Source organism: Microcoleus sp. B7-D4, assembly GCF_036705125.1.
In the GTDB taxonomy this organism is placed as follows: Bacteria; Cyanobacteriota; Cyanobacteriia; order Cyanobacteriales; family Microcoleaceae; genus Microcoleus.
In genome coordinates, this window is sequence record NZ_JAUBTT010000086.1 from 1 (window position 1) to 25,955 (window position 25,955).

At 44.3% G+C, this 25,955-nt stretch carries 23 protein-coding genes and 2 pseudogenes; 17 read left to right on the top strand and 8 right to left on the bottom strand.

Features of this window, described 5'->3' with window-relative positions; all coding sequences use genetic code 11:
* Window positions 1–215 (bottom strand): annotated as a pseudogene (locus tag QUB12_RS28080) (DALR anticodon-binding domain-containing protein); the annotation flags it as partial.
* 354 nt (window positions 216–569) lie between these two features.
* On the opposite strand from QUB12_RS28080, the gene QUB12_RS28085 reads away from it, so the two are divergent.
* The 5 genes from QUB12_RS28085 to QUB12_RS28105 all read left to right on the top strand — a co-directional run bounded on the left by QUB12_RS28085 (window position 570) and on the right by QUB12_RS28105 (window position 5,288).
* Window positions 570–1,391, top strand: coding sequence for a Crp/Fnr family transcriptional regulator (locus QUB12_RS28085; protein WP_333147312.1), 822 nt, complete (start codon window positions 570–572; stop codon window positions 1,389–1,391).
* A 124-nt stretch (window positions 1,392–1,515) separates the two neighbouring features.
* Window positions 1,516–2,184: an HAD-IB family phosphatase gene (locus QUB12_RS28090; protein ID WP_333147310.1), complete on the top strand. Its 669-nt coding sequence runs from the start codon at window positions 1,516–1,518 to the stop codon at window positions 2,182–2,184.
* A 255-nt stretch (window positions 2,185–2,439) separates the two neighbouring features.
* Complete coding sequence (gene mtnB, locus QUB12_RS28095; RefSeq protein WP_333147308.1) at window positions 2,440–3,060, top strand: methylthioribulose 1-phosphate dehydratase; 621 nt, start codon at window positions 2,440–2,442, stop codon at window positions 3,058–3,060.
* A gap of 157 nt (window positions 3,061–3,217) precedes the next feature.
* Window positions 3,218–4,252 (top strand): patatin-like phospholipase family protein, encoded by a 1,035-nt coding sequence (locus QUB12_RS28100; protein ID WP_333147306.1) that lies wholly within the window; start codon window positions 3,218–3,220, stop codon window positions 4,250–4,252.
* 223 nt (window positions 4,253–4,475) lie between these two features.
* Window positions 4,476–5,288, top strand: a complete 813-nt coding sequence (locus tag QUB12_RS28105; RefSeq protein WP_333147303.1) for an MlaE family lipid ABC transporter permease subunit — start codon at window positions 4,476–4,478, stop codon at window positions 5,286–5,288.
* 261 nt (window positions 5,289–5,549) lie between these two features.
* Here the strand turns inward: QUB12_RS28105 and QUB12_RS28110 are convergent, their stop codons facing one another.
* Window positions 5,550–7,055 (bottom strand): SGNH/GDSL hydrolase family protein, encoded by a 1,506-nt coding sequence (locus QUB12_RS28110; RefSeq protein ID WP_333147301.1) that lies wholly within the window; start codon window positions 7,053–7,055, stop codon window positions 5,550–5,552.
* A 207-nt stretch (window positions 7,056–7,262) separates the two neighbouring features.
* Here QUB12_RS28110 and QUB12_RS28115 point away from each other — a divergent pair, with 207 nt between their 5' ends.
* The 3 genes from QUB12_RS28115 to QUB12_RS28125 all read left to right on the top strand — a co-directional run bounded on the left by QUB12_RS28115 (window position 7,263) and on the right by QUB12_RS28125 (window position 9,259).
* On the top strand, window positions 7,263–7,607 hold the full coding sequence (locus QUB12_RS28115) for a Dethiobiotin synthetase (RefSeq protein ID WP_333147299.1): 345 nt from the start codon (window positions 7,263–7,265) through the stop codon (window positions 7,605–7,607).
* A 171-nt stretch (window positions 7,608–7,778) separates the two neighbouring features.
* Entirely contained in the window at window positions 7,779–8,027 is a 249-nt protein-coding gene (locus QUB12_RS28120) for a hypothetical protein (protein ID WP_333147297.1), read from the top strand.
* Window positions 8,028–8,869: 842 nt separating this feature from the next.
* Window positions 8,870–9,259: a hypothetical protein gene (locus tag QUB12_RS28125; RefSeq protein WP_333147295.1), complete on the top strand. Its 390-nt coding sequence runs from the start codon at window positions 8,870–8,872 to the stop codon at window positions 9,257–9,259.
* A 311-nt stretch (window positions 9,260–9,570) separates the two neighbouring features.
* On the opposite strand, the gene QUB12_RS28130 is transcribed toward QUB12_RS28125, so the two are convergent.
* Window positions 9,571–10,857 carry a glycoside hydrolase family protein gene (locus QUB12_RS28130; RefSeq protein ID WP_333309375.1) on the bottom strand — a complete coding sequence of 429 codons (1,287 nt, stop codon included), beginning with the start codon at window positions 10,855–10,857 and terminating at the stop codon, window positions 9,571–9,573.
* Between the two features lie 311 nt (window positions 10,858–11,168).
* Window positions 11,169–11,828: an NAD(P)H-binding protein gene (locus QUB12_RS28135; protein ID WP_333147291.1), complete on the bottom strand. Its 660-nt coding sequence runs from the start codon at window positions 11,826–11,828 to the stop codon at window positions 11,169–11,171.
* A gap of 344 nt (window positions 11,829–12,172) precedes the next feature.
* Here QUB12_RS28135 and QUB12_RS28140 point away from each other — a divergent pair.
* From QUB12_RS28140 to QUB12_RS28160, 5 genes and pseudogenes are all read left to right on the top strand, one after another.
* Window positions 12,173–13,448, top strand: a pseudogene (locus QUB12_RS28140) (RNA-guided endonuclease InsQ/TnpB family protein).
* 39 nt (window positions 13,449–13,487) lie between these two features.
* Window positions 13,488–14,201: a DUF1997 domain-containing protein gene (locus QUB12_RS28145; protein WP_333147289.1), complete on the top strand. Its 714-nt coding sequence runs from the start codon at window positions 13,488–13,490 to the stop codon at window positions 14,199–14,201.
* 1,242 nt (window positions 14,202–15,443) lie between these two features.
* The gene (locus tag QUB12_RS28150) at window positions 15,444–17,657 is read left to right on the top strand and encodes an ATP-binding protein (RefSeq protein WP_333309376.1); all 2,214 of its coding nucleotides are present in this window, start codon (window positions 15,444–15,446) and stop codon (window positions 17,655–17,657) included.
* 168 nt (window positions 17,658–17,825) lie between these two features.
* On the top strand, window positions 17,826–18,125 hold the full coding sequence (locus QUB12_RS28155; RefSeq protein WP_333146857.1) for a type II toxin-antitoxin system HigB family toxin: 300 nt from the start codon (window positions 17,826–17,828) through the stop codon (window positions 18,123–18,125).
* Entirely contained in the window at window positions 18,109–18,513 is a 405-nt protein-coding gene (locus tag QUB12_RS28160) for a transcriptional regulator (RefSeq protein ID WP_333146855.1), read from the top strand. The genes QUB12_RS28155 and QUB12_RS28160 overlap by 17 nt, the downstream gene beginning before the upstream one ends.
* 81 nt (window positions 18,514–18,594) lie before the next feature.
* Here QUB12_RS28160 and QUB12_RS28165 read toward each other — a convergent pair whose 3' ends face one another.
* The 3 genes from QUB12_RS28165 to QUB12_RS28175 form a co-directional block, all read right to left on the bottom strand.
* Complete coding sequence (locus QUB12_RS28165; protein ID WP_333146853.1) at window positions 18,595–20,034, bottom strand: ATP-binding protein; 1,440 nt, start codon at window positions 20,032–20,034, stop codon at window positions 18,595–18,597.
* Between the two features lie 45 nt (window positions 20,035–20,079).
* Window positions 20,080–20,409 carry a DUF262 domain-containing protein gene (locus tag QUB12_RS28170; protein WP_333146851.1) on the bottom strand — a complete coding sequence of 110 codons (330 nt, stop codon included), beginning with the start codon at window positions 20,407–20,409 and terminating at the stop codon, window positions 20,080–20,082.
* 309 nt (window positions 20,410–20,718) lie between these two features.
* Window positions 20,719–20,943, bottom strand: coding sequence for a helix-turn-helix transcriptional regulator (locus QUB12_RS28175; RefSeq protein ID WP_333309378.1), 225 nt, complete (start codon window positions 20,941–20,943; stop codon window positions 20,719–20,721).
* 96 nt (window positions 20,944–21,039) lie between these two features.
* Here QUB12_RS28175 and QUB12_RS28180 point away from each other — a divergent pair, with 96 nt between their 5' ends.
* Window positions 21,040–21,327 (top strand): hypothetical protein, encoded by a 288-nt coding sequence (locus tag QUB12_RS28180; protein ID WP_333309380.1) that lies wholly within the window; start codon window positions 21,040–21,042, stop codon window positions 21,325–21,327.
* Between the two features lie 595 nt (window positions 21,328–21,922).
* Entirely contained in the window at window positions 21,923–23,389 is a 1,467-nt protein-coding gene (locus tag QUB12_RS28185) for a response regulator (RefSeq protein ID WP_333309382.1), read from the top strand.
* Window positions 23,390–23,993: 604 nt separating this feature from the next.
* On the opposite strand, the gene hisG is transcribed toward QUB12_RS28185, so the two are convergent.
* Window positions 23,994–24,638 carry an ATP phosphoribosyltransferase gene (hisG, locus tag QUB12_RS28190; RefSeq protein WP_333309384.1) on the bottom strand — a complete coding sequence of 215 codons (645 nt, stop codon included), beginning with the start codon at window positions 24,636–24,638 and terminating at the stop codon, window positions 23,994–23,996.
* Window positions 24,639–24,836: 198 nt separating this feature from the next.
* Between hisG and QUB12_RS28195 the strand changes: the two genes are divergently transcribed.
* Together QUB12_RS28195 and QUB12_RS28200 are read left to right on the top strand one after the other, a co-directional pair.
* Window positions 24,837–25,094: a hypothetical protein gene (locus tag QUB12_RS28195; RefSeq protein WP_333309386.1), complete on the top strand. Its 258-nt coding sequence runs from the start codon at window positions 24,837–24,839 to the stop codon at window positions 25,092–25,094.
* Window positions 25,095–25,268: 174 nt separating this feature from the next.
* The gene (locus QUB12_RS28200; protein WP_333309387.1) at window positions 25,269–25,919 is read left to right on the top strand and encodes a glutathione S-transferase family protein; all 651 of its coding nucleotides are present in this window, start codon (window positions 25,269–25,271) and stop codon (window positions 25,917–25,919) included.
* Window positions 25,920–25,955: the final 36 nt, after the last annotated feature.

The window sequence follows — 25,955 nt, forward strand, 5'->3', positions numbered from 1 at the left end:
ATTACTTGTTTAGGAACAGGCAAGATGCCTGTTCCACAAGAAAATTCATCTTTTGTGGAACGGGCATCTTGCCCGTTATTGAGAATGGTGCCACCTATGAGATTTAATGGAATTTCCCCTAGTGTCTCTTGCAGGGCGATCGCCCTTTGGAACCTTGAAAGCAAGAAACACTTCACTGTAACTTCCGGGCACGGCTCCATATTTGCTGTATCCATATCGGCTCATCCTACGGTAAGAGCAACGATCGACTGTTACCGCTTGCACTTTTCTTGTACGTTAAACTGCTGATCTCAGAGATAGTCGATCGGCTCCCCCGATCGGGGCTACATCGAATTAATAGGCTTTCTAGCGATTTTTTTGCTAAATAACAATAATTTACGACAAATTTTTTGCTGAACTCTACCATTTTGATGTATTTTTTGCTACATTAAATTTTTCGGTAAAACTAAGAAAAGTCAGCATAGTTAAGAAGCGTGCAAGCTCGATCGGGGGTTGGTTGTCTCACTTTGTATCGCACTGCTGGCAGAAGCTGTTTTTCTCACTCTTAAATATATCCCAGAGCCTCACTTATGCAATCAACTTCCACACCTGTAGAGACTATCGATCGACCTTTTATCACTTGGCAGCGAATTATCGACTGGGCCCAGGAACACTACCGCTGCCGGACTTTTAGCAAAGACGAGCGGATTCCCGCAAGACCCGGACTGCTGTATTTAGTCCAGAAAGGTTCTGTGCGACTCGTAGGTAGCGCTCAAGTTAGCGCTGCGGCGGCGAAGTCGAAATCCGCTGACAAAACTACAGAAGAAGCTTTTTTGGGCTTCGTCGGCGCAGGCCAGCCCTTTGAACTGGTTGCTCAGTCTCCGTTTACTCTCCAAGCTTACGCCCACGCCGATCAAACTCACGTAGTGTGGATGTATTGGCACGACTTGGATAATTGGCCTCACTTTCGTAGAGAAATTTTGGATGCGTTTCGCTACCAGCACCAGCGGAAACTCCTCTGGCTGAGCACTTTGGGACAGCGTCGGACGATCGACCGACTGTTGGGATTTCTCACTTTGTTGATCGAGGAGTTCGGCGAACCTTACGTAGGTGACGACGAACCGGATGTGGTTCGGGGCTACCGGCTGCCTTGGGCCTTGACTCACGCTCAAATTGGCAGCGCAATTGGCTCAACGCGGGTGACGGTGACGCGACTGATGGGTAAGTTGCGATCGAAAGGTTTGATTAATACTGAAGATGATAATTTAATCTGTTTGCCGGCTAAGTCTAACCCCCAAAAGACAAAAAACCACAAGCAGGAGGTAGAAGATTCCCTGGAAGATGAAGATTCTCTCGAAGATTCCCTGGAAGATTCCCTGGAAGATGAAGATTCTCTCGAAGATTCTGAATAAAATCCTGCGGTAAATTGCCAACAAACAGCGCGTCACTATTAGTTTTGGGCTGTCGCGCTCGATCGCTCGACAGTGTACGATGAATTGTGTAAACTTTTGCCGTTCTCGAAAGGTGCGACTGACAATGACCGATGACAAGCAAAAATCTTCAATCCCGAACAATCAGCAACGGGTGGTATTCTGCGACTTTGACGGCACGATAACTGTTGAAGAAACTTTTGTGGCCATGCTCAAGTATTTCGCACCGGAACTGTCGTCTCAACTGATGCCTGAAATATACGCTAGAAGGCTGAGTTTGCGATCGGGAGTGCGGCAGTTACTAGAGTCTATTCCCTCGGAACGTTACGGGGAAATTGTGGAATTTTCTAGGGGAAGGCTGATGCGGCCGGGATTGTTGGAGTTGCTGGATTTTTTGGACGAGAAAAAGGTAGATTTTGCGATCGTTTCCGGCGGTCTTCGGGTCATGGTAGAGACGGTAATGGGCGATTTGGTACACCGGGCGAGCGTTATTTACGCTGTGGATGTGGACGCTAGTGGCCCTCGCTTGCAAGTCAATTCTGAGTTTGAAGGAGATGAGGAATTGGTGTCTAAGGTGCGGGTGATGGGCCAGCACCCGGCCGAGGAACAGGTGGCAATCGGAGATTCGCTGACGGATTTTAATATGGCTTTGCAGGCTTCGTCGGTGTTTGCGCGCGATCGGCTTGCCCAGTATCTAGACGAACAGCAAAAGCCTTATACTAAATGGGATAATTTTTTTGACATTTTGGAAAGTTTGTCCCAGAAATGGAATTGAAACTATCGCCTTTCTCAGGTAATATAAATTCCGTTTGCATCGGTATTGTATGATGTTAAATTTTGTAGGGGCGGGTTCACCAACAATAATTGCCCATAATAGACAATATAATAAACCCGCCCCCCTGCATATAAGTCCGATGCTACCGAATTTGATATAAGGTGTGCATGGATCACCCTACGTTGTTTAGATAGGCCAGCGCAATTCCTATCAACCTACTAAAAAATAGATCAAAAGCTGAGGAATTTGTAAAGAATGAGTGGCGATTTGAGATCGGATTTAATTGCAGCAGCCAAACATTTTTACGATCGCGGTTGGATGGTTGGGACTGCTGGCAATCTTTCAGCCCGCTTACCAGATGGCACTTTTTGGATTACTGCTAGCGGCCGCGCGAAAGGGCAGTTAACTAAAGAAGATTTTATCAGAATGAACTCAGACGGTGCTATTGTTGAGCAACCTGTTCCCGACAGCCGCCCTTCGGCCGAAACCAGCATTCATTTAGCCGTTTACAATTGTTTTCCAAACGCTAAAGCTTGCTATCACGTTCACTCGATCGAGGCAAATTTAGTTTCTCGGCTAACAGCAGGAGATGCAGTGCCTTTACCGGCGATCGAAATGCTGAAAGGTTTGGGGGTGTGGGAGGAAAACCCGCAGGTGTCGATCCCCCTCTTTACAAATTATTTGGAAGTCCCTAAGATAGCCAAGGAAATTTGCGACTTTTTTGCCGTTTCAGCGCCGTCTGTACCCGCTTTATTAATTCGCGATCACGGCATAACAGTCTGGGCAGACTCGCCAGCGGCCGCCTACAATTACGTAGAAATTGTAGAATACATTTTTCGCTATACGATCGCCGCCCGCCAATTAAATTTAGATTGAAGATTTGGGATTTGAGATTGAGCGGTGCATGAATGCGGAATTATGTAGGGCGCGCCCTAAGCACCTTACCGCTATTACCGCTATGATTAGCTTCTCAAACCACTTTTTGTATCCCGGACTGTAGGAAACGAGCAAACATTCAGAGGAGGCAACAGTAATGGCTAAATATACCAGAATTTTATCCATAGATGGAGGCGGAATTAGAGGAATTATTCCCGCGCAAGTTTTAGTTAGCATTGAGTCAAAGCTGCAAAAGGCAAGTGGCAACCCAGATGCGAGAATAGCTGACTATTTTGATTTAATCGCGGGCACGAGTGCGGGAGGAATTTTAACTTGCATCTATTTGTATCCCGATGCCGAAAATCCCACCAGACCTCGGTGGTCAGCGAAAGACGCTCTTAATTTTTCGATTGAGAGCGGTCGCGACGTTTTTAAGAGTTCATTATGGCAAAAACTCAGATCTATAGACGGTTTGATAGATGAGAAATATCCAGGCGAGCGCTTAGAACAATTCTTGTTGGAAAACTTTAGAAATTGCAAACTCAGCGAACTGCTCAAACCTTGTTTAATTTCCAGTTACGACATCGAAAGGAGAAAAGCTCACTTTTTCGATCAAATAGATGCTAAAGAACTTCCAGCAGAAGACTATTTTATTAGAGATATCGCCAGAGCCACATCAGCAGCTCCCACTTTCTTTGAACCTACCAAAATCCGCTCTTTGACCAACGAATCCTACGCTTTAATTGACGGGGGAGTTTTCGCAAACAATCCCGCACTTTGTGCCTATGCAGAAGTTAGAAATAAATTCAGAATTCCCGACGATCGCTCCGACAAAGGTCCGACCGCAAAAGATATGGTAATTCTATCGCTGGGGACAGGAGAAGCTCAGAAAAAATACCCCTACGAAGAAGCGAAAAATTGGGGTCAAGTTGAGTGGGTTCAGCCTTTGATTAATATCATGATGACGGGAGTTGCTGAAACGGTAAATTATCAACTAATTCAAATTTATGATGCGGTTGAAAGACCGAATCAATATTTGAGAATTACTCCCGATTTGAGCCACGAACAACCGCTGCCGATTGATGATGCCTCGGAAGAGAAGATATCGGCACTGCTGAGAATTGGCAAGGATCAAGCCGAAAAGAATAATGAAAAGTTGGATAAGTTTATAGACTTGTTACTTGCGGAGTAGTCCTAGGATTTTAGATTTTAGTCATATTGTAGGGTGGGTTGGGCGCGGCGATTAAGTTAAGTCACCAATAAATAAATCTTAAACCGCGCCTAACCCACCAACCGCAGGGCTGAGAGACAAAAAATATATGTTGACAAATCGTGCAATAATTGCTGTACAATTGCGTAAATCTCTATTTAGCAATGCTTCGCCCTGTTTGCAATAAATCGCGAGTCCTCAGTCATTGGTTAAAAAATACCAAGAAAAGTGCGATCGACATTTAGATGAAACCTTCAATAACAGGTGGTTTCAGCGGTTTTTCGTGACGTTGTTCTTGGGCGGCCAAGTGCTGCTACGCATACTCCAAGGCAAAATTGACCGCCGCAAAATCATGGAACATTTAGTAACAGTAGGCTTGGATTCTTTCAGATCCGTGCTGCTAATAGCCTTTTTTGGCGGCATGATTTTTACATTTCAATCAGCCAGAGAATTGGTTCGCTTTGGCGCGGTTGGGGCGATGGGAGGTGCTTTTGCTGTGGCATTTTGCGGCGAATTAGCACCACTTTTAACGGCGGGCGTGGTGGCGGGACAAGTAGGTTCGGCCTTTGCGGCGGAGATAGGAGAAATGCAGGTGACGGAACAAATAGACGCCCTGTATATGTTAAGAACAAATCCGGTTGATTATTTAGTAGTGCCGAGGGTGATAGCTTGCTGCATCATGCTGCCGATTTTAACAATTTTTTCGGTAGCGGTGGGAATTTTGGGCGGGCTATTTGTAGCGGTTCATTTTTATAATTTGGAACCGTCGGTATTTTTGGAATCGGTGCGAACTTTCTTGGGGCCTTGGGATTTAGTAAATGTGGTGATTAAAAGTTTTATTTTTGGGTTAATAATTGCCCTTGTCGGTTGCGGTTGGGGATTGACGACGGTGGGCGGAGGGAAAGGAGTAGGCCAAGCTGCAACGGCGGCGGTGGTAACTTCTTGGGTGTTGATTTTTGTGGCGGATTTATGTTTATCGCTGTTGATGTTTCACGAGTTAGGAATTCCTAGAAGTTGATAATCTTGGCGATTATAAGTAACCACACAAAATTAATTACATAAAGACTCCTTGCTAGGCAAGGGTTTCAGTAGAAATATTGTGTAATTAATTCTGCACACCTACTTAGCAGGAGTCAGGAGTCAAGATGCTTAATTATTAAGGGTTTGAACAATCATCAACGCCCTACGCCGCCAAGGCGATTGCTATAAAATCAACATAAAGATTTTTTAAACCGCAGATGAACGCAAATAAACGCTGATAAAATTGCATCAGCGTTGATCAGCGTTCATCCGCTGATATCTGCGGTTTAAAACTCTCAACTTGAGATTTTAGATTGGAGAAAGGAGGGCGATACACTCGAATTGCCTCAATAGGAACTTTCCCATCTGTTTCGGGGACGATTTCGAGGATGTGTTTGGAGTTGCTCAAATTCTGAGCCAATGTTGTAGAATACTCGCGGTTTGAATCTGCAATCTTTGGCGGAACGTATGAATCAACAAACATTGGTCGCACCTGCCAGGAAATCTCAAAGCCTTTAGGCGTCGGTTTTTTAGAGTGTTCATAGGCTTTTTGCAGCCACCAGTTTCTCGGTTCAATCACGACGCGGCCCGAGTTTGAGACAAACATTTCGTCGTTTGTACCGCTGCCGTCGTAACCTGTTTTAGAACCTACAACGTCAAATTTAAACTTGCTAGCGTCGCTGTTAATCTCAGTAATTATGGCTTTCCAATCTTCGACGATTAGCGGTTTTTGACTTGATATTTGGATGATTGCCGGCCAACCGACGCCAAGGCTAACGCTAGGTCTGGTGATGCTGTAAAGTTCAGGAAATTCTGATGGTTTTTTGCCGTCGATCGCAATTCTAGCAGAAATTGCCTTGCCGTTGAAGGTTTTATCGGCGATCGCATCTATTCTATTTCCTTCAAATTCTAAAACCAACTTGCCATCTTGCCATTTAACATCGCTGCCAACTGTATAGGTTTTCACTAAATCCTGCGGCGGTTGAGGAGAATTTGGGTTGTACCGCAGGTACGGTTTTATGAGAGCAGCTAGGAGAAAGTTTCCCCAATCGTTGAGGTGAATGCTGTCGCTCAATAGCTGTTGTGGCTGCAAGCGATTGTCTTTCAAATACCTGCGCCAAGGTTCGCGAATTTCGGCGATTTCGCAGCCGTATTTATCTGCCAACTCCGGCAGCCATTGAGTAGAATGAGTGTTGTGCCATTCGTATCTGCTGACTGAATTTGGATCGTCGCTGTTGCCTGTCGGCATCCAGTCAATATGGTCGGAATGCAAGAGTATTTCGCTAGCAGTGCGGCTGCGGACATTGGCAATTAGGGCTTCGTAATCTTCATCGCCTCCGTAGACGTGAAAAATTAGCAAGTCTGGATAAAAAGGATACAAATCATGTTCGCTGGGACGGATTAAAATCGGGGCGGCAAATCCTCCGATCGCCCGATTTTCTACAATTAAATCTGCATTGGGAAATCGCTGTCTCAAATCCTTCACTACATCTTTCCACCAATCTTGTTCTGTGATGGATTGACCGTAGAATAGAATACGCACTTGGCGGCGGTCTGTTTGAGTGCTAGCCGCAAGTAGCCCCATCGTCCTTTGAATCCTCGCTCCAAAACTAGCATTATTTTCAATAGGAGCGGGTGGGGGGAATGGCGTATCGGCAGCTATTTTTTTGATGAGCGGAACTAACAGAAAGCTCAGACACAAAAAAAGCAGCCACAAGTAGCGATAAATCTTGGATTTTCTGCTATTTCTTTGGTGTTTTGCCATTGTTTTATTTTTCCCTGTCCGTTTCACTTCGCTCAAGGCGACTGTGGGATGAATGCTACGCCTCTAATCAGTAGCTGTAGCGTGCTTATGGGCCCACCTCACGAGTAGCTGTAGTGTAGGCTGTATGGAAATATATTACCAAATTGAGCGCGACAAAAAGTGATATAATGCCAGCTAATTAATTGCAGGAGATCGATCGCACGTCAAATGGATTACAAAACAGCCCGCAGTTTTCTGATCGACCAAGGAACCGCCCTGGAAACCAAGAAAAATCCCGACGCCTTCCTGATGCGTCTCAAACAAGGTCAGCCCCCCGTACCCGGACAGGTGACATCGATTTTATTAGCTTTAAAAATATTGTTTGAAGGGCTGCAAGAATCTCCAATGCTCGATCGACAATTGATCTCGGCACTGCATTTACTGTCAGTAGAAGGTTTGCAGCAATTTGAATCGGGACTCCGCAGAGGAGTTTCTTGGCCGCCGCTGCTGAAGGAAGACTTAAATCGAATTGCGATCGCAGTCAAGAATATCTTTTCCGGTGTCTGGCAATAATTAGCTCGGCTACCACCGATCCCGATACCCACCGCCAGTAAACTCAAATTTTTTTCTACATTTTTTTCTACAATTATTTGTAAAAATTTATGTTAATCTTGCTACATTTACCCTCGAATTGTGGCATCTTAATATAAGAATCAGTTCTCACAAACACTTGGAGAGACTCCCATGAACGCCGAAGAAAAAGCTAGACAACTAATTGCACGAGAAAGGCAGCATAGCGAACACTTGCACGAATCTATGCTCAATCGTTCCTCCCACGAGCTAGAAACACATGGGGAGGGAATTGCTGAAGAAAAAGCCAGAGAATTAATGGCTCAAGAACGGCAGCACAGCGAACACCTGCACGACTCTATGTTAAGCCGTTCTTCCCAAGAGGTAGAGGGATCGATCGCACCGGATGACACTGACAAATAAATTTTGTTAACACAAGACTTACGGACAGATACCAAGAAACCTGGTTTTTATACCATTTTTCATACCATAACAAAGGGCTGTAAAAATGTTTGTGTATAAACAACCAGGTTTCTTAGTCCTGCAATAGTTCAGCACAGCAAAACTCTACTCAAATCGAGGAGGATTGTAGGTGCAATCAAAACAGCCATTGGTCGGTTGGCAGCCGCTATCACAAACATCAAAGCGCCATATATAGCAATAGAAAATGCCAAGTTCTACTGCTCGCGAAAGCTTTCGAGGGATGCCAAAAGAGCTGGCAGCCCCGCTAGCGTGGCCGACACCAGAGCCTCATCTTTGTAAACTCGCGCTCGCAGAATAGGGGTACTTTTAGACGCAGAGGTGAAAGAGCCTCGCCGTTGGGAATTTCCGGTTTCTCGCGTCACGCAAAACATAGCAGTATCCTCGCAGTATTGTCAATTAATCCCTAAATATGCGCCCGTAAAATTTCTCACGGCTTGCTGTATGTTTCTATTATTACTCAGATAAATAACCGAGAGGAAACCCTGAAATAATTATTCACGATTGCTAGGGATCAACTTGGGAGCATCTCAATGAAAGCAGCCAAGGTAGAAATTGGAGTTAGGAGTCAGGAGTCAGGAGCCAGGAGAAAAGACTCAGAAGGAAGAAGGAAGGAGCCAGAAGAAGTGTCTTTACAAATATGAGATGCTCCCGATCAACTTAAACTGCATCACAACTTTTATTAATTTGTTACACGGCGCGCGTTTGTTTAAGCCGCCAACAGCGACACAGACACCCGCAACCAGGCAGCAAAATCACCGATTTCACAGGAGGAACGCGGATCAATGATGCTAACTCTTAGTCCAGCAACACTTATAAGTCAAATCAAGCCGACTGTCCAAAGCTTGCGCGACGGAGACTACCGCTACCGAGACTCCTTTGTGCTCGATCGACCTTTTCGAGAAATCCAATTTCGCAAACAAGACAGATACATCACCGGCAGCGATTCAGACAAACGCACGGGCAAAAGTTACTGCTTCCGGGGCATCCCCCAGCACAACAACATTATTAACATCACGCTAGCGATCGAAATTTCCCCAAAAACCGCACAGAAAACCGAGTGGAAATTAGCACCAGGAAATCCCATTAATTTCGACAAGCTTTATCCGCTGCAAGCAGGGCCGGGATTAGAATTGTACAAATGTTTGACAGCCTTTTTACCAAAATTGAAGTAATTATATCAAATATGGTGGATTGCACCGGATCTCTGTAGGACAGGGCTTGGCCCATAGGTGTCAACTTAAGCTTTTAGTCCATCAATATTCCCGCCTACCCGTCAGTCCGCCAGGGGTTGAAACCCCTGTCTAATAGCTAAAGTCCTCTGAAGAGGACTAATGAGTTTAAAAAATTTTATTCTCAGTCCTCTTCAGAGGACTTTAGCTTTGAGGCAGGGAATTCATTCCCTGTCGGACTGTCGGACTGTTTAACGTTAAGTTGACACCAATGGACACTGCAGTGTCCCTACCCTTCTTTGTGTTAATTTAACCTAAGAACCAGCATTTTCCAATTCTTCCCGCAGCATTTCCCGGTAGACTTTCGGCAAACGAGAACTCATAGAATTGGTCTCAATTCCATATCCCAAACTCGTCCAAGTTCCCGAAAGCATCCGCAATACGTCCGTTAATCTTTCCTGCCGCAACATCTCAGGAATATCAGCCTTCCAAAACTTGCGATCGCTCAACCAAGCATAAACCACAGCATCCTGATCTTCTGGTTCAAAACTGTAATCTTCCCAGAATAAAAAATTAGCACGACGCGCCTGATAGCGCTTAGCCTTCTCCTTCCAAGTCGAAGTCAGAAATTGATACCTGCCCGCTGCCGTAGTACACTTGCCCCGATTCGGGCCATTAACAATCCTCACACACCAGTCAGGATGGCGGCTCAAATCTAATATGTATTTGCCACCGTAAACAACGTGATAAGGCCGAGAAACATTGGACTCGCTAGCAGAAATAGTTCGCATCAGGGCTCGAATATAAGGATCGCCCGTTTTAATAGCCAGCGGCGGGAATTTTCCCCGCCCGCTTACCGACTGCGACAACTGCTGATTTCCCCGCAAATTAGCAACCAAAAAAACACCGCCGCCAATCACAGCGCCGATTAAAAGTAGAAATCCGAGGATTTGAATTTCCGATCGCCTCAGCAAACCTCTTTTTCGACGGCTTAATTTCTCAGCTTCCAGCAAAGTCATTTCCATTTCCGCAAATTCGGCTAATTTTCGAGCCGCCCGCATTCGGCGCACCCGAAAATCGTATTGATATAGCGGCGCGGCTACCAGCGTTAGACTCGATAAAACCCCCGCCAATTTAATCAGCCAGAAATCTAATTCACCGGCTATGGCAACATTTGTCAGAGTAGATATTCCTGTTAGTAACTGAGCCGGATCGATCGCTCGCGCTGGCCAATAAAAAATCGCAAGTTGCACCAACAGCGACAGATTAAATGCAAAAAAAATCACTACAACAGCATTCAAGCCTTCTCGCAAGTGCGATCGAATACCCGTATGCCGACGCTTAAACTTGCGCGCAACGCGAAAGCGGCCCGGCAGCATAATTAGTAAGGGATTTAAGATTTTGACGGCTAACAAGTGACAAACAAAAAACACAGGCAACTGAATCAGCCAAGCCGCCAGCAGTAGAGTCAGAAAGCCGATATCGTCGCTGACAAAAGGAATGCCCCTGCGAAGGACAAAACTAAAACTCTGAGCGAGAGCAAATGCCCTTAACCACGAAATCGGATAGGGGAACCAAGCTGGCCACTTGAGAGTTTTCATGCTGAGAAAACGAAATTTTAAGGGCGAATCGTAAAACTATTAAGATTTTGCCAGATTTGGCGATCGGAAAATTGTTGTAGGGTGCGTCAGCCCCACTCTTTGACCCAAATCACATCTTGCACCATTCTCGATCAGCCTTTTTTGGGCGGGCAGGATAAGCCTTTTTTGGGCGGGCAGGATGCCCACCCCACAATAAAATCCACTTTTTGTGGAACAGGCATCTTGCCTGTTGTTGACAATGGTGCAACATCTGCGATCCAAATCAAAGTGTTTTTTGTCTGACGCACCGAACCCAAGCGAGCCTAATTCAATCAAATCACACTGGCAAACAACTCCTCAAAACTCTTTTGCGGAGCCTCCGACTTCGCCACAATTTCCACAACCTTGTTGCGAGAAGTCGGCTGAAACAGCGCCTCCACGCACACTTGGGCTACCTTGGTGCGCGGAATGCTGCTCTCAAACATTTTGTCCGCACCAGTCATGACGATCGCATCTGAATTATCCTCATTTTTGAGACCGCCCGGACGGACGATCGTATAAGTGAGGCCGCTTTTTTGCAAATATTCCTCGGCTTGCTTCTTCCAAACCAGAATCAGCCAGAACAAATTCAGCGGGTGAAAAAACTGAGAGACGCACAGAGAAGTCACAAGCACAAAATGCTCAATTCCCTTAGCCTTAGCTGCATCCACCAAATTTTTAGTACCTTCCAAATCCACCTTGTAAGGCGCTGTCGGGTCAAAACCAGGGGCCGCCCCTGTCGCGCACAGCAATACCGTACTATCGCCGATGGCATCGCCCAGGGAAGTCGCATTTAATACATCCCCAGTCACTAACTCTACCTCCGGCGGTAAAATTTGCCTCGCTGTGTCTAGATTTCGGACTAAGGCGCGCACGGGAATGCCTCGCTTGACTAATTCTGCGACGATTCGGCGGCCAGTCTGACCTGTGGCTCCTGCTACAAATGCTTTCATATGTCGAGTTATGCTGAACTAGGGTAAGTTTTGTTGCTATAGCGCAACTATCGATTTCTCAATTGTAGGGAGGAAACTTCCTTAACACATCCCCAACCCGATCGATTGGCGTGTATTATAAAACTTCATTAAGATTGTAAGCATCAATAAACAATGGTACTATCATATAGTCAGGAGGGTCAACTGAAAGAATTATTTCGCTCGTTAAAAAATGGGCGTTGCTGATTTACGGTATGAAAGGCTAAATATGCAAGTCATAGAAACCAGTATCCACAAAGCTTCTGGATTTTTAACTTATTTTTTTCATACTCTGATTAAGCAACGCCAAAAAATGGAGAGTCTGAATGCAACTAGCAGAGAGGCACATCATTAAATCTACGGAACACCGTTTCGTGGAGATTGATAAATTAGCTTTTCAATCCAAAAATCTCTACAATGCTGCTAATTACGTAATTCGTCAGAGTTTTATCTATGGATGGGGTTACATTAATTACAACGAAATGAACGGTTTGATGAAGTCTCATCAAGCGTACAAAGACTTGCCAGCCAAGGTTAGTCAACAAGTATTGATGATATTGGACAAGAATTGGAAATCTTTTTTTGAGGCTGTAAAAGCTTACAAAACGCAGCCCACTAAATTCACTGGTAGCCCAAAACTACCGAAGTACAAAGATAAAATCAAAGGACGGAATATCCTCGTCTATACGATTCAGGCTGTTAGTAGCAAGCAATTGAAAAAAGGAATCATCAAGCTTTCGGGTACGGAAATCTCAATAAAAACCAAGGTAAAACCAGATCGGGTTTGCCAAGTTAGACTGGTTCCTAAATGCGATTGTTATGTAATTGAGGTAATCTATAATGAACCGGAGTTCACCCTTGATGAAAACCCAAAAAACTTCGTAGCTAGTATTGATTTAGGACTGAATAATTTAGTGGCGTTAACTTCAAATCAGCCGGGTTTTACCCCTCTCCTGATTAACGGGCGACCATTGAAATCAATTAATCAGTTCTACAACAAACGTAAAGCCGAGTTACAATCTCAGTTGAAAAGAGGTCGCAAGACCTCATCCCGCATTCAGCGTTTAACTCGTTGTCGCAATCAAAAAGTCGATAACTATTTACACCATACCAGTCGCCTGATCGTTGACGTTCTTGTCGCCAAACAACTTGAGATGCTAGTAATTGGCAAAAATGTACAATGGAAAAACGAGATCAACTTAGGGAAGCAAACTAATCAAAACTTTATCAACGTTCCTCATGCTCGACTAATTGAGATGTTGGAATACAAAGCTCAATTAGTTGGGATTAAGGTGCTACAGCAAGAAGAATCTTATACTTCTCAATCAAGTTTTCTTAATTTAGACCCAATCCCTGTTTATGGAAAGACTGGGAATGATGTCATATTTAGTGGCAAGCGAATCAAGAGAGGATTGTACAAAACATCGGTCGGTCAATTAATTAATTCCGATGTGAATGGCGCCTACAACATTTTGAGAAAAGCAATCCCAAATGCGTTTAGCTTTCTTGATAGGGAGCTGCGTAGTTCAGCCGAGGCGGGTCAATCCGCTCAAAGTACAAGCGAAGGGGGAGGGACTTAATGCCTCCCATGTCATGCGATAAATGACTATACTTTTACTAGCTATAACAGGAGAGCATACGATGAAGCACGATTCCGCTGAATATCAAACTGTTGAAGCTTCTGACGAAAATTACTACCCAGATGCGAGTGTCCAACCGCCCGAAAGTGGAAGCGCGGATGCACCAGAGGAAGTTGAGCCGATTTGGTTTCACACGCATTTTGAAGACAGCATGGAGATGTACGCCGATGCGGAGACGGTGGGGAACCATTTGAACAACCACAAGAGTTGGTTTTGCCACTGCGCTTCGCCGATGAAGGCCCAGCCGATCGGCGAAAACGGCTATGATTTATTAATCGGGCGTTTTGGGGCTTTTGGCTACCGCGTTGAAGCGAGAATTGGTTTAGAGTTGCTGCCGCCTGACGCTGAAGGGTGCTATTTGATTAAGACAATCCCGGTTCCCGATTATACATCCCCTGGGTATGAAGTGGATTTTCGATCGGCAATGAAGCTAGTGGAGATACCGTCTCAGGAGTTTGCCGCCGATTGGCCGAGCTCGGAACGCGCTAAGCTGCCGCCTGCGATTACCATTACTACCTGGAAGCTGGATTTGGCTGTGGGAGTTTGCTTTCCCAAGTTTATTCGATCGATGTCTCAACCTTTAATAGAAAAAACCGGCGATGCGCTTTTGGAAAAAATCATCAAACAAGTTAACCGGCGCTTGACTTATAAAACTCAGGTTGTTTTTCACGAAAGTTTGGGCATTCCTTTTCCGAAAAATCCTAAGAAACATTAACGAGACTTGCGCCCTAAGCTGTTGTGCATTTAAATTGAGAGGTTGCACCATTCTCAAGAACAGGCTGTCGGGCCTGTTCCACAAAAGATAAATTTTCTTCTTGTGGAACAGGCCGGAAAGCCTGTTCAGAAAAGGCTAATTAACAATGGTGCAAGATGTGAGTTTAAATTGTATGTTATATCAAATCCGGTAGCATCGGAATTATTCATCTCTGTATTCTCTCCCTCTGCGTTCTCTGCGCCCTCTGCGGTTAAATCATTCCGATACAACCGGAAACGATATTAAGTGTGGGAGTTCCTGCCCAACCCCTACTCCCCATAAGAGTAAAGATTTATTTTACTCTGCAATTTAAATGCGGATTAGCTTAACTCACATTTGTAGGGTGTGCAGTGCACACCTTACTCATAAGTGCGATCGTAATAACTCATACCATTTTAGATTTTAGACTTCGGCGTGAGCGCTCAGTCGCACAATTTTAGATTAAATTATTGGGAATAATATCATTGCCCGTTACACCGGAATGATGTTGACGGTTGACTGTTCACTGTCAACAGTCAACCGTCAACAGTCAACAGTCAACAGTGAACTAGAATTTACTATTCCGATGCTAACGGATTTGATATAACTGATTTTGTAGGGGTTGGAATCACGAGCAGACAGTTGCTTTTTTGAAACTGATATCACTGTCTCCGGATGCTTAGGGCGCGCCTTATGTCTATGTTTTTGAATCCAACACTTGCTTGAGCAGTTAATCCAAATAACCAAGTTATTGCTAATAAAATTTAAGGGTAAGGTCATGATTGCATTTGACATATAGCAATCCTTGCAGGAGTCGTAAATTTTTGATCCCACCCCAACCCTCCCCGATCCCGCTGGGAGCCCGTAAGAAATTCACAAATGATTTAGGATTGCTATATGCTGATTTCTTATCACCGGGATTAGTTTTTATTATGGGTCAATTTAGCACAGGGTTGGACACAATAGTTTCAAGTCAGATGCCATCAACTTCGACAGCATTGTTATTAAAAAATTCTGCTTCTGTCATCAGGATTTCCCTCCTTATTGCCTCATGATTAAGCAATGTAGCCGACGCAGTTCAAAGCGGGTTCCGATCGCCCTCCGAAACTAGCAAGTGTCTCAGATCACAAGGCAGATCGATCGCCCTCACTGCCCAAAAACGTAAAATTATGTAACATTAAGTAAAGAGTTATCAAAGAACTCTTGCCATATCCCTAGAAAGTTATGACAACAAAACTAAGAGCTACACACACAGAGAAAATGGAGAGAGACTTGCACCAGTTGAGGGCAGACCAAGAACTGATTCTCAATCAAGTAGACAATGCGATCGCTCTGTTCGACTCGTCTGACTGCTTAGTTTTGTTTAACAAAAAATTGGCAGGAATCTGGCAACTGTCCCCAGAATGGCTGGAAACAAAACCGAAGTGCCACTTGCTGTTTGCGGAAATTGTCGATCGGGGTTACTTGTCCCTTCAGCAGTGGCAAGAGTTTCAGCAAGCACTCGAAAAATCTCAGGATGAAAGTTTATCATTTTATTTCGAGCAATCCAATGGGGTTTGTTTGGAGGTGTGTGCCACGATTACCAACAGCGGCGGACGGCTGTTTACCTTTAGAGACGTTACGGTATACCGAAACTCCCAAGCTAGCTTGAACGCAGAAGTCAGGCGTCTGAGCTTTCTTTTAGGTTTAACCGAACGCCTGCAAAAATCTGACAGTTTGCAAGAAATAGGTCAGTTTGCCCTCACCTATTTAGTAGAGGCAATGAATGCAGCTTTCGGAGATGTCAAGGTGATTAACGGCAAGGGAAACGATCGCCAAGCGTCGGGGATTTGCAACCAAGTTTCTAGTCAATTTTTGGCTACTTACGGGGAACCCGTAGTCGCAGGAATGCAAGAATTGCTCGACAAAGGCATTCCCTACGGCATCGGTTTGCTGTGGGAAGTGGTGAAAACTGGTAAACCTGTGTTTGTCGAGGATTATGCCCAACATCCCAATGCCGTGCCGGAATTTCGGCATCCGGGAATCGGACAACTGGGCATTTTTCCGATCGCAGCTACCAACGGCACGATCATCGGAGTGCTGACGCTGGAGTCCCGCAACATCAAAAAACTGCAAGCCGCCGTCCACCAAGAAGTGCTGGAGGCTGCTTGCCGGACTCTGGGGGCGGCGATCGAGCGGGCTCAAACACAAGAGAACTTGCGCCAAGTTAATGAAGAATTAGAGTATTCTTCTCAGTTGAAATCCGAGTTTTTAGCCTCAATGTCCCACGAATTGCGGACGCCTCTCAACAGCATTCTCGGCTTTTCTGACTTGCTGCTGCGGCAAACGGCCGGACAGTTGAGCGATCGACAAATCAACTATGTAGACCTGATCGAAAAAAGCGGCCAGCACTTGTTGCAGCTAATCAACGATATTCTCGATCTTTCTAAAATTGAAGCCGGGAAAGTAGAACTAAACTTACAGCCTGTTCGCGTTCAAGAACTCGCGACAGACTGTATGAAAATGATGCAGCCGCGGGCCGACAAAAAGCGAATCGGTTTGTCTTTAGAACTCGACAACCGTATTACTAAAGTTTGGCTCGACGAACGGCGAGTGCGACAAATTGTGATTAATTTACTTTCCAATGCCATCAAATTTACCCCCGAACAGGGACAAGTTAAACTCAGCGGGCGTCTGGCCTATGGCAGCGAAATAGACGGCGACTACCGACCGGATTGTTCTCCTGTAAATGCCAGCACTCCTTATTTTTGTTTTGAGGTGAAAGACTCCGGCATCGGCATTCCTCAAGACCGCTGGCACTTGCTATTTCGACCTTTTCAACAGGTGGATTCTTCCCTGACTCGGCGCCACGAAGGTACAGGTTTGGGTTTGGCTTTGACTAAGCGATTGGCAGAATTGCACGGGGGAACTGTTTCTTTTCAATCTGTTTGCGATCGGGGAAGTATTTTCCGCGTTTGGCTGCCTTTGACGGAGATGCGTCAACAGTTGGGAAACTTTGCTTCTTGTGCTTTGGATACCAAGTTAGTTCCTGCTTCTGCGATTGCTTTACCAATTGCCAGGAAGCGGATTTTGGTTGTCGAAGACCAGCCTTTTAACCAAATGTTAATTTCTGAGGTGATGGAATTGGAGGGGTACGGGGTAGAGATACTCGCCGATGGTTCGGCTATGGCCGATCGTATTCTCGCCGCCTCTGCAGCCCCGGAGTTGCTGCCGGATTTGATTTTGATGGACATTCAGTTGCCGGATGTTGACGGCTTTGAGTTGATGCGCCGAGTTAAAGCAGATCCTGTCTGGGATTCGGTACCGATGATTGCGGTGACGGCGATGGCGATGCCCGGTGACAGTGAGCGATGTTTGGAAGCTGGCGCTTCTGCTTATTTGAGCAAGCCACTGGATTTGAATTTGGCGATCGCTACAGTCCGTTCTTTTCTCACTTAAACAGCATTTATACAAAGCTTCTCAAAGTAACTCTTAGCTGGCGCGGGATGAGAAAAGCTTGTCCATCAAAGTGCCAACAAAAATTTGCTTGAAATGATTGAGACGCGCTATATAATAGATAATGACGGGATTCAGACATCTAGAAAATAATCTCCTAATGATAGCTAAATGCACGTTATCAGTCGGAAAAAATTAAGAGACTACTGCCAAAGTCACGCTGATTCCTGCGAAGCGCTCGATGACTGGTATAAAATTGCCAGTAAAGCAGCCTGGAATAATCTTGTTGAAGTTCAAGCTGTTTATCTCAAAGCTGAAGCAGTTGGAAATTTTACCGTTTTTAATATCAAAGGAAATAAATATCGCTTAATCGCGAGTATTAACTATGAGAAGCAAATTATTTATATAAAATACGTTTTCACTCACGCCGAGTATGATAAGGAAACCTGGAAAAATGACTATTACTTTTGATCTAAAAATTTACAGTAGCTTGCTCTCTCAATATCAGCCTCGAATTATCAAAACTGAAGAGGAAAACGAGATATTTTTGGAAATTGTTGAAGAATTACTCTCACGTCCAAATCTGACTCCAGAAGAAGATGCGCTGTTGGAACTGCTGGTAAAACTGATTGAGGATTTTGAAGATCGGCACTATCAAATTAATACATCAACGCCAAAGTCAAGGCTGCTGCATTTGATGGATGCTCGGAGTCTAGAAGCAGAGGATTTAGTAGAAATTATGGGTTCGAGTGAGGCGGTAGTTGAGGTAATTAACGATCGGCTAGAAATCACTAAGAAACAAGCTGAGGCTTTGGGGAGGTTTTTTCACGTCGATCCGGGGTTGTTTTTGTTCAATTAAGCGATCGCACTCTGTAATTTCCCGGAGGGCGATCGCATCCAAGTAGATTGATTTGATGAGGGTGGGGGCGATCGCGTCTATTTACTTGAAGAGATTGTAAACTGCTGCTATCTGCTCACCAGCTACTTCTTGCGGTACATCTTGCGATTTCTTTTCATGTCCATCACGGATATACAGCTTATCTCCATACCATACTGGCTGATCACCAGCCCTTACCTCAATCATTAATACTGTGCGATCCATATATGTGATGGGAGTTACCTTTGTATTAACCGCTGTTTTTAACCATTCAGGTAATTTTGAATCACGAATTTTTCTAGTAATGAAAAGACCGTAATCATCAATGTCAGTTCCTTTAAGAGATGCTTCTCTCTCTAAACCCACGATACCAAATGAGTAAAACCGAGGGGCTACAATATTGTCTAAACTTTCAATGCGTTGAGTATCTTTTTCTTTGTCAGACACGCCGATAAATATGTACCCTTTCTGTCCTTTGCCTAAATTTGCCATTGCAGCAATATTTTGGAGAATTTTATCAAAATTTTCATCATCAAATTTTCTCTTCTTTTCGTCTAAACTATAAAGCCCTTGTTTAAAATCATAATTAGGAGCCTCAGTTTTTGAGCGTCTCAAGTAAACTTCAAAATCTACAGCATATGACCCACTACTACGAGTCGAACTATTTGATGGTTTAAAATAATTTTGCACCAAGCCTTTAGTAAGATTTAGGTTCTGAGTTCTATTTGCTGTTGTGGTAGTTGGACTCATTTTAATCTTGTCAATCAAGCCCGATACAGCCTTAAAAATTTGCTCATAGTCAAATGGCTCTTGTGAGTTTTTTATAATAAGATCGTAAAAAGTCATAAACAACGTATAAAAAGGTTCTTTTACTGGATTTCCTACTCCTGGACGACGGCTCAATATATTTCTTAAAAAGTTTTTTTCGTTATCGACTGCTGAGGCTTTAATTGCATTTTTGATATGGGATAGAACCGTTTTAATATCTAGTTTCAGATTGTCTGATCCATATCTAGCAATTCCTAGTTGGATTTCATCTAACTTATTATCTTCGCCTTTTCCATAGTAAGAGTCGAAGTTTTCTTTACTAGCTGCAAAAGGCTTTCCCAATGCTACAGAAAGTATTATGTCTGCTATTAGCTGCTCATCTTCGCTGTCCCGTAAACCAGAAACACGTAAAACCCCTTGACGACACCAAAATGTATCTTCCGCAAGCACTCCATAGCCTAGATCGATGGATTTAGCATCAATACTAATTTCGGGCATATCTGTGAGTGGCAGTTCTTCTTTGGAGACATCACCACGAATTTCAGAAGCAAGTTGTCTCACTAATCCTGAAAATTCTGTTGTCACTCCTGCTTGTCTTACTTCTTGAGCTGATAAATGTTTACCATTGGAGTTAATTCTGTTAAAGATATCTTCAATTTCTGTAATCGAATTTGCTCTATAAATTGTGACCGCTAGGGAATATTCTAAAAACTTAGCACACTCATCAGAATCCAAAAAACTTGGTGGGTTGTTTTCAGGATATGTAGGTTTAAATACACCTTACTGACATAACTGATTGGCAAAGGGATGTTTAGTTAAATCAAAATATTTTTCGTGAACTGTAAACTGATTTTCAATAAAACTGAATATTGCATTAAGTCTTTGCATTCCATCAATTATTTCATATATATCTTCTCCTTCACTACTTTTGAATTTTCCAAGTAAAATCAATGGAATTGGATAATTCAGTAATAAACTCTCTATGAGACAAGCCTTTTCCGCTTTTGTCCATACAAGCTTGCGTTGATATCTACGGTTGACGATTAACTTTTTTGTTCTATAAAGTCGGTACAACTCTAATACACTTATACCTTTTGGAGTAATGCTCATAATATCTCTGTTTTCACTATGAATATTTAACTCTAATTGCAGCCATTGAGCTAATAGTTAGACGCTAGTTCTGTTTCTCTCATACAAGTATGATATCACACACCTCATAATAGGGTTAGCTATTTTCTTATTTGTGCAAGCATTACAGCGTACTCATCAGATAAGGCACAAATTGACGCTTAGTAGAGATCACAATTTCAGCAAGAAGCTGAAAAAATTAACATTAATTTCATTTCCACGCTCAAAGCAATCGTCCAGATAGTGATCGCACCCCTCATCCCTCCTATAAAAATGAACAAGCGATCGCACTCACTCCTCAAAAGAATTATCTCCAAGCAATTCCAACAACTCATCCCAAGAACAGCCAAACGTTTCCTTAATGCGGCTAACTGCGTCTATTTCTATCTTCGCCATTGGCTGCATTGCATAACGGCGAACGGTAGTGTATGTGACACCAGAACGTCTGCTTAGTTCGTTAAGGCTCCAGTTCCGCTCTTGGCAAAGCTCTTTGACTCTAACTTTTACTCGATACATACCCATTAGCTTATGAGTATTTCAGTGTCAGAACTAGAACTTTCACACCTATGTAGTTAAGCATATATGTTGACATATATGCGCTAGCGCTATAAAATGAGTAATAAATCAAAAGCCAGCGCCTCTACCTACCAAGTGTCCGCGCTGGCTATGGCTCCCTTATGCAATGGAGATAAAACCATTATGACTTACAAAGAGTGCCTCAAGCCTTGGGCGGTTGCCCGTTTGCTTCCCAATTTGCAATGGGCGATTGTCGGGCGATACCGCAATCGATCGGACGCTGACGGACATCTTCAGTTGTGTCGCCAGCGAGTCCCCGATATCCGATTGAAAGTTGTGTTTGCTTTGCCCGATCGCACTGATTTGACACCTCATGGCCGATAACCGATCGTAGGAATCGGTTTTTTAGGCAGAACTTACGCCAGGGCCGACAAAGAAACCGGGTTTTTTACCTAATCTGCGGACTACAGCAGAGGATTTTCGTAAAAAAACCCGGTTTCTGGCCACCCGTGCGTCCAAGACTATTAGGGAAAAAGAAAACAGCCCTACGTGAGGCTGTCTTCGATCGCACTATTGTATTTGCCACTGCTGGGCCTCCGACTTTCCAACTGCCACTAATCCTGGGTTCACTGCCACAGAGGTGTAATTTATTACATTTCATGATGCGAAACGCTAAACTCAATAGTAGAGAAATTTTAGATTCAATGTAAAATCAACTTATATTAACCTAACTCAACTATTTCGGCGATCGATCGGGGACATCTCTTTTCAGGAACGAGGGGAAAGACTAAAGAATACAGCACAATCAGTTCTGGACGCTATTAGACTAAAGAAACCGGGTTTTTTACCCCGATTAAAAGTCTTCATGCAGTATTTTCGGAAAAAATCCGATTTCTAGGCGATCGTAAGTCAATCGTAGCTAAATACCTCAATCCTTCGTCCTTGCCGATCGGTGGCAAAACTTTACCTATCATATTCCATGTCAAACAAGTCGCCCTGCATCATGTTGGTTGATGACGAGCCAGCTAATCTGATTTTACTGGAAGAGTTATTGCACCTCAAAGGATACGCTACAGTATCAGTGCTATCTGGTCATGAAGCGCTCTCCCTTGCCCGCGCCTCTCGACCCGATTTAATTTTACTAGATATTATGATGCCGGAGATGGACGGTTTTGATGTGTGCGAGATCCTGCGGAAGGATACGGCATTGCAAACTGTACCGGTGATTTTTTTAACTGCCCTCAATGACGATATGTCTCGCATCAAAGGGTTAGAAATGATGGCCGATGATTATTTGACAAAGCCTTTTAACAGTCGTTTGTTGCTGGCAAAAGTTGAAAATATTTTGCAGTTGAGTCAAATGCGATCGCAAGCTGTATCTTCCCAATTCAACCAGCAGGTAAAAGAGCAAAGCAAACGCCAAATCGCCGCCGCTTGGGAAGCCAACGAATATCTGTCAGAAAAATTTCAGCTATTTGTGCCAGAGCAAATTCTGGAGCGAATTGCGCCGCAAGGAATAGAATCTATTCAGTTGGGCAATGCCACAGAAGAAGAGCTGACTGTTTTATTTTGCGACATTCGCGGGTTTACTGCGATCGCCGAATCTCAACAAGTTCGCGAGACTTTTGAATGGTTGAACGCTTTTTTTACTAAAATGAACGAGTGCATAACGTCTCACGGCGGGTTTATTGACAAATACCTAGGCGATGCAATCATGGCAGTATTTGACCAGCCAAATTCTCACGCCATGAATGCGATCGAAGCCGCAGTAGCAATGCAAGAAACTTTGCAAGAATTTAATGCCAGTCGCCACAAATACAATTTAGAATCTCCCGTCAATATTGGTACGGGAATTAACACAGGTATCGGCATGATCGGCACTTTAGGTTCCGATCGCCGCATGGACTCTACAGTCATCGGCGATGTGGTAAATACAGCTTCTCGGTTAGAAAATTTAACTAAAATATACGGCTGCCAAATTATTGTTAGCGAAAATGCCATTGTTCATGCGAGAGAATTTCTAAATGGCATAAGTCTCAACTCAAACTCAAAAGAAAGTCTATTATTAAAGTGCGACTTAGAAGTGGAAACACAGGAGAGTATTATTTCTACTTCTGGGGCGACTGCTGCTGACAGCCATTTGCCCAGCAACAATTATTACTATCGCTGGATCGATCGAGTAACCCCGCGCGGCAAGCAGGAAGCTATTGAAATCTACGAAATCTGGAGTGCCTCCTGTCCCGACTCTGAGGCAAAGCAGCTTACCCAGGGTTTATTTGACAAAGGAATTCAAGGATGGCAATCCGAAAGATTTGTCGCCGCCTTGGGATATTTTCAGCAACTAATCGAACAAAACCCTGCTGATACAGTCGTAAGTTTTTATATCAACCGCTGCCAGGAAAAACTAGGTTTTATACCTGTAAGTAACCGCTCAGAAATCAACTAAATAGAACCAGTTCGTACTGAGGATTTCAGTCCTCTTTATTACCGCAAATACCAGCTAAGGAATGAGAATTAAATAACTTACAATGCGTGATGGTTCTTGTGGGATGGGCGTCCCGCCCGTCCAGAAAGGGCGGGCTCTTAGCCCCAACCCCTACTCCCCACTTTCAAGAGTGTAAATTATTTAATTCGCGATCCTAAGCTAAAATAATCCCGTTCCTGGTGAGGACTGAAGTCATCTTTCTTAGCGCAAATAAGGACTAAAGTCCTGGCTACGAACCTATACCAATTATGAAAAGTAGGCTAGCATCTGTAGGGACACGGCATTGCCGTGTCCGGCGCAGGGAGTAGGACACAACATTGCGGTTTAGTATCAACTTAACGTACAACTAATAGTCCGGCAGGGGTTTCAACCCCCGCCTCAAAGCTAAAGTCCTCTTGCATAGGACTAATGAGTTCTTCAGTCCTCTTTGAGAGGACTTTAGCTATTAGACAGGGAATTCATTCCCTGGCGGACTGGGCGGACTGACAGCTTAAGTTGACGCCAATGGGCAATGCCGTTTCCCTACTTATCTACGAACAAATCAAAGCACTCTAATTTTAGACCCTTAAACAGTCGTCAAAACTTGCTCTCTCAACTTCCCGATCAACTCATTCACCCCCCCCGCATTCAAACGGTAACTCAGAGGATGACCGATCAAATAAGCTGAACTTTCAAACAAAACATCAATTTCCACCAAACCATTTTCCTGCAAAGTTTTGCCAGTCGCAACCAAATCCACAATTGCCTCCGACATACCCGTAATCGGCCCTAACTCCACAGAACCGTAAAGCGGCACAATTTCCACCGGCAAATTCAAATTGTGAAAATATTCCCTTGCACAGTGTACGAACTTAGAAGCAACTCTACCGTGAGGAGGTAAATCCACAGTTCGTCGATAAGAACTAGATTCCTTCACCGCCACCGACAGCCGACACTTGCCAAATTTTAAATCAATTAAATTTGCAACTTTCGGCTTTTTTTCCCGCAAAACATCATAGCCAGCAATCCCCAAATCCGCTTGACCGTATTCCACATAAACCGGCACGTCGTGCGTCCTTACTAGCAAAGCTTTGGCAGTGCCGGTCGGGTCATAAATTTGAAGTTGTCGGTTAGAGGAATCGAGAAAAGCACTGAAGTCTAATCCAACCGATTTAAACAGCCGAATGCTATCTCCTAACAATCCGCCTTTGGGAAGTGCAACAGTAATCATGTCAATTTTTAGAGTGTAAATTTCTAAATTTTAGAAGGGGGCGATCGCGGCCTAAGCAGAAACAGCTTTTACCAAACTCAGAATAACACATAGAGTTCATAGCGAAAAATAAATTTCGGGTCTTGCTAGATCATTTCTTTGGGTATATATTATATTTAGTAAGTTTTTATTTCGTCACGTTTTTCAAGGGCGGTCGGTATGGAAAACAATCAAGAATTTGACGAAAATTTTCACAGTGTAGACCCGGATTCCCTGAAAAAGATTACAGTAGATGAAATCCTCTCAGGCGGTGGTGTAGAAAAGGAGGAAATGGACTATACAGTAGCTGTGCCTAGCGCTAACCAGGCCAGGGTTCCCAGGGACAGAGGCTTCTCATCTCATGTGGAATCAAGCGTGTTCGATCGCGCCCCCCGATCGAAGTTTGCAGAAAAACGCGGAACGCTGGGAGGCTGTTAATGTAAAATGCTTGCAGAGGCTGGTGCAGACAACGCGGCGATCCTCTTCGTTGGCGTAGCCCCCGTAGGGGCGGGCTTCGCTAACGTGCGATAGCCATTGTGTGTCACGCTTTTGTGTATTCAACTCTAAAACTTAAACTTTAACGGGCGATCGCCAATAGCTGACAGCTAAACTATGACCGAATTGACACTTGTTATTGGCAACAAAAATTATTCCTCTTGGTCGCTGCGTCCTTGGCTGGCGATGAAACAAGCGGGACTTGAATTTGCCGAGGTGAGAATCCCCTTAGACTGGCCGACAACCCATGAGGAAATTCGGCGCTATTCTCCCTCGGGAAAAGTACCAGTTTTAATCGACGGCGACCTGAAAGTGTGGGAATCTTTAGCAATTTGCGAATACGTTGCAGAACGCTTTGCTAATGATTTGTGGCCGGCCGATGTAGCGGAACGGGCGATCGCCCGTTCCATCTGTGCGGAAATGCACGCAGGGTTCCTAAATTTGCGCGCAAATATGCCGATGGACTGCCGCAACCGCTATCCGGGAGAAGGAAGGACTCCCGGTGTAGAAGCAGAGATCGATCGCATCTTTGCCATTTGGCGCGAATGCCGGCCAAAATTCGGCACAGGCGGCGATATGCTGTTCGGAAAATTCACAGTTGTTGACGCTATGTTTGCCCCAGTTGTGATGCGTTTTGTCACCTATGAAGTCAAATTAGATTCATCAGCAAAAGCTTATGCGGATGCGATTTTGGCCTTGCCTGCCATCCAGGAATGGGTAGCAGCAGCTTGCAGCGAATCGGAAAGTATTGCCCACTTGAAAAATTAGCAAAAATCAGTTTACTTAACTTAAAATCTCAAATTT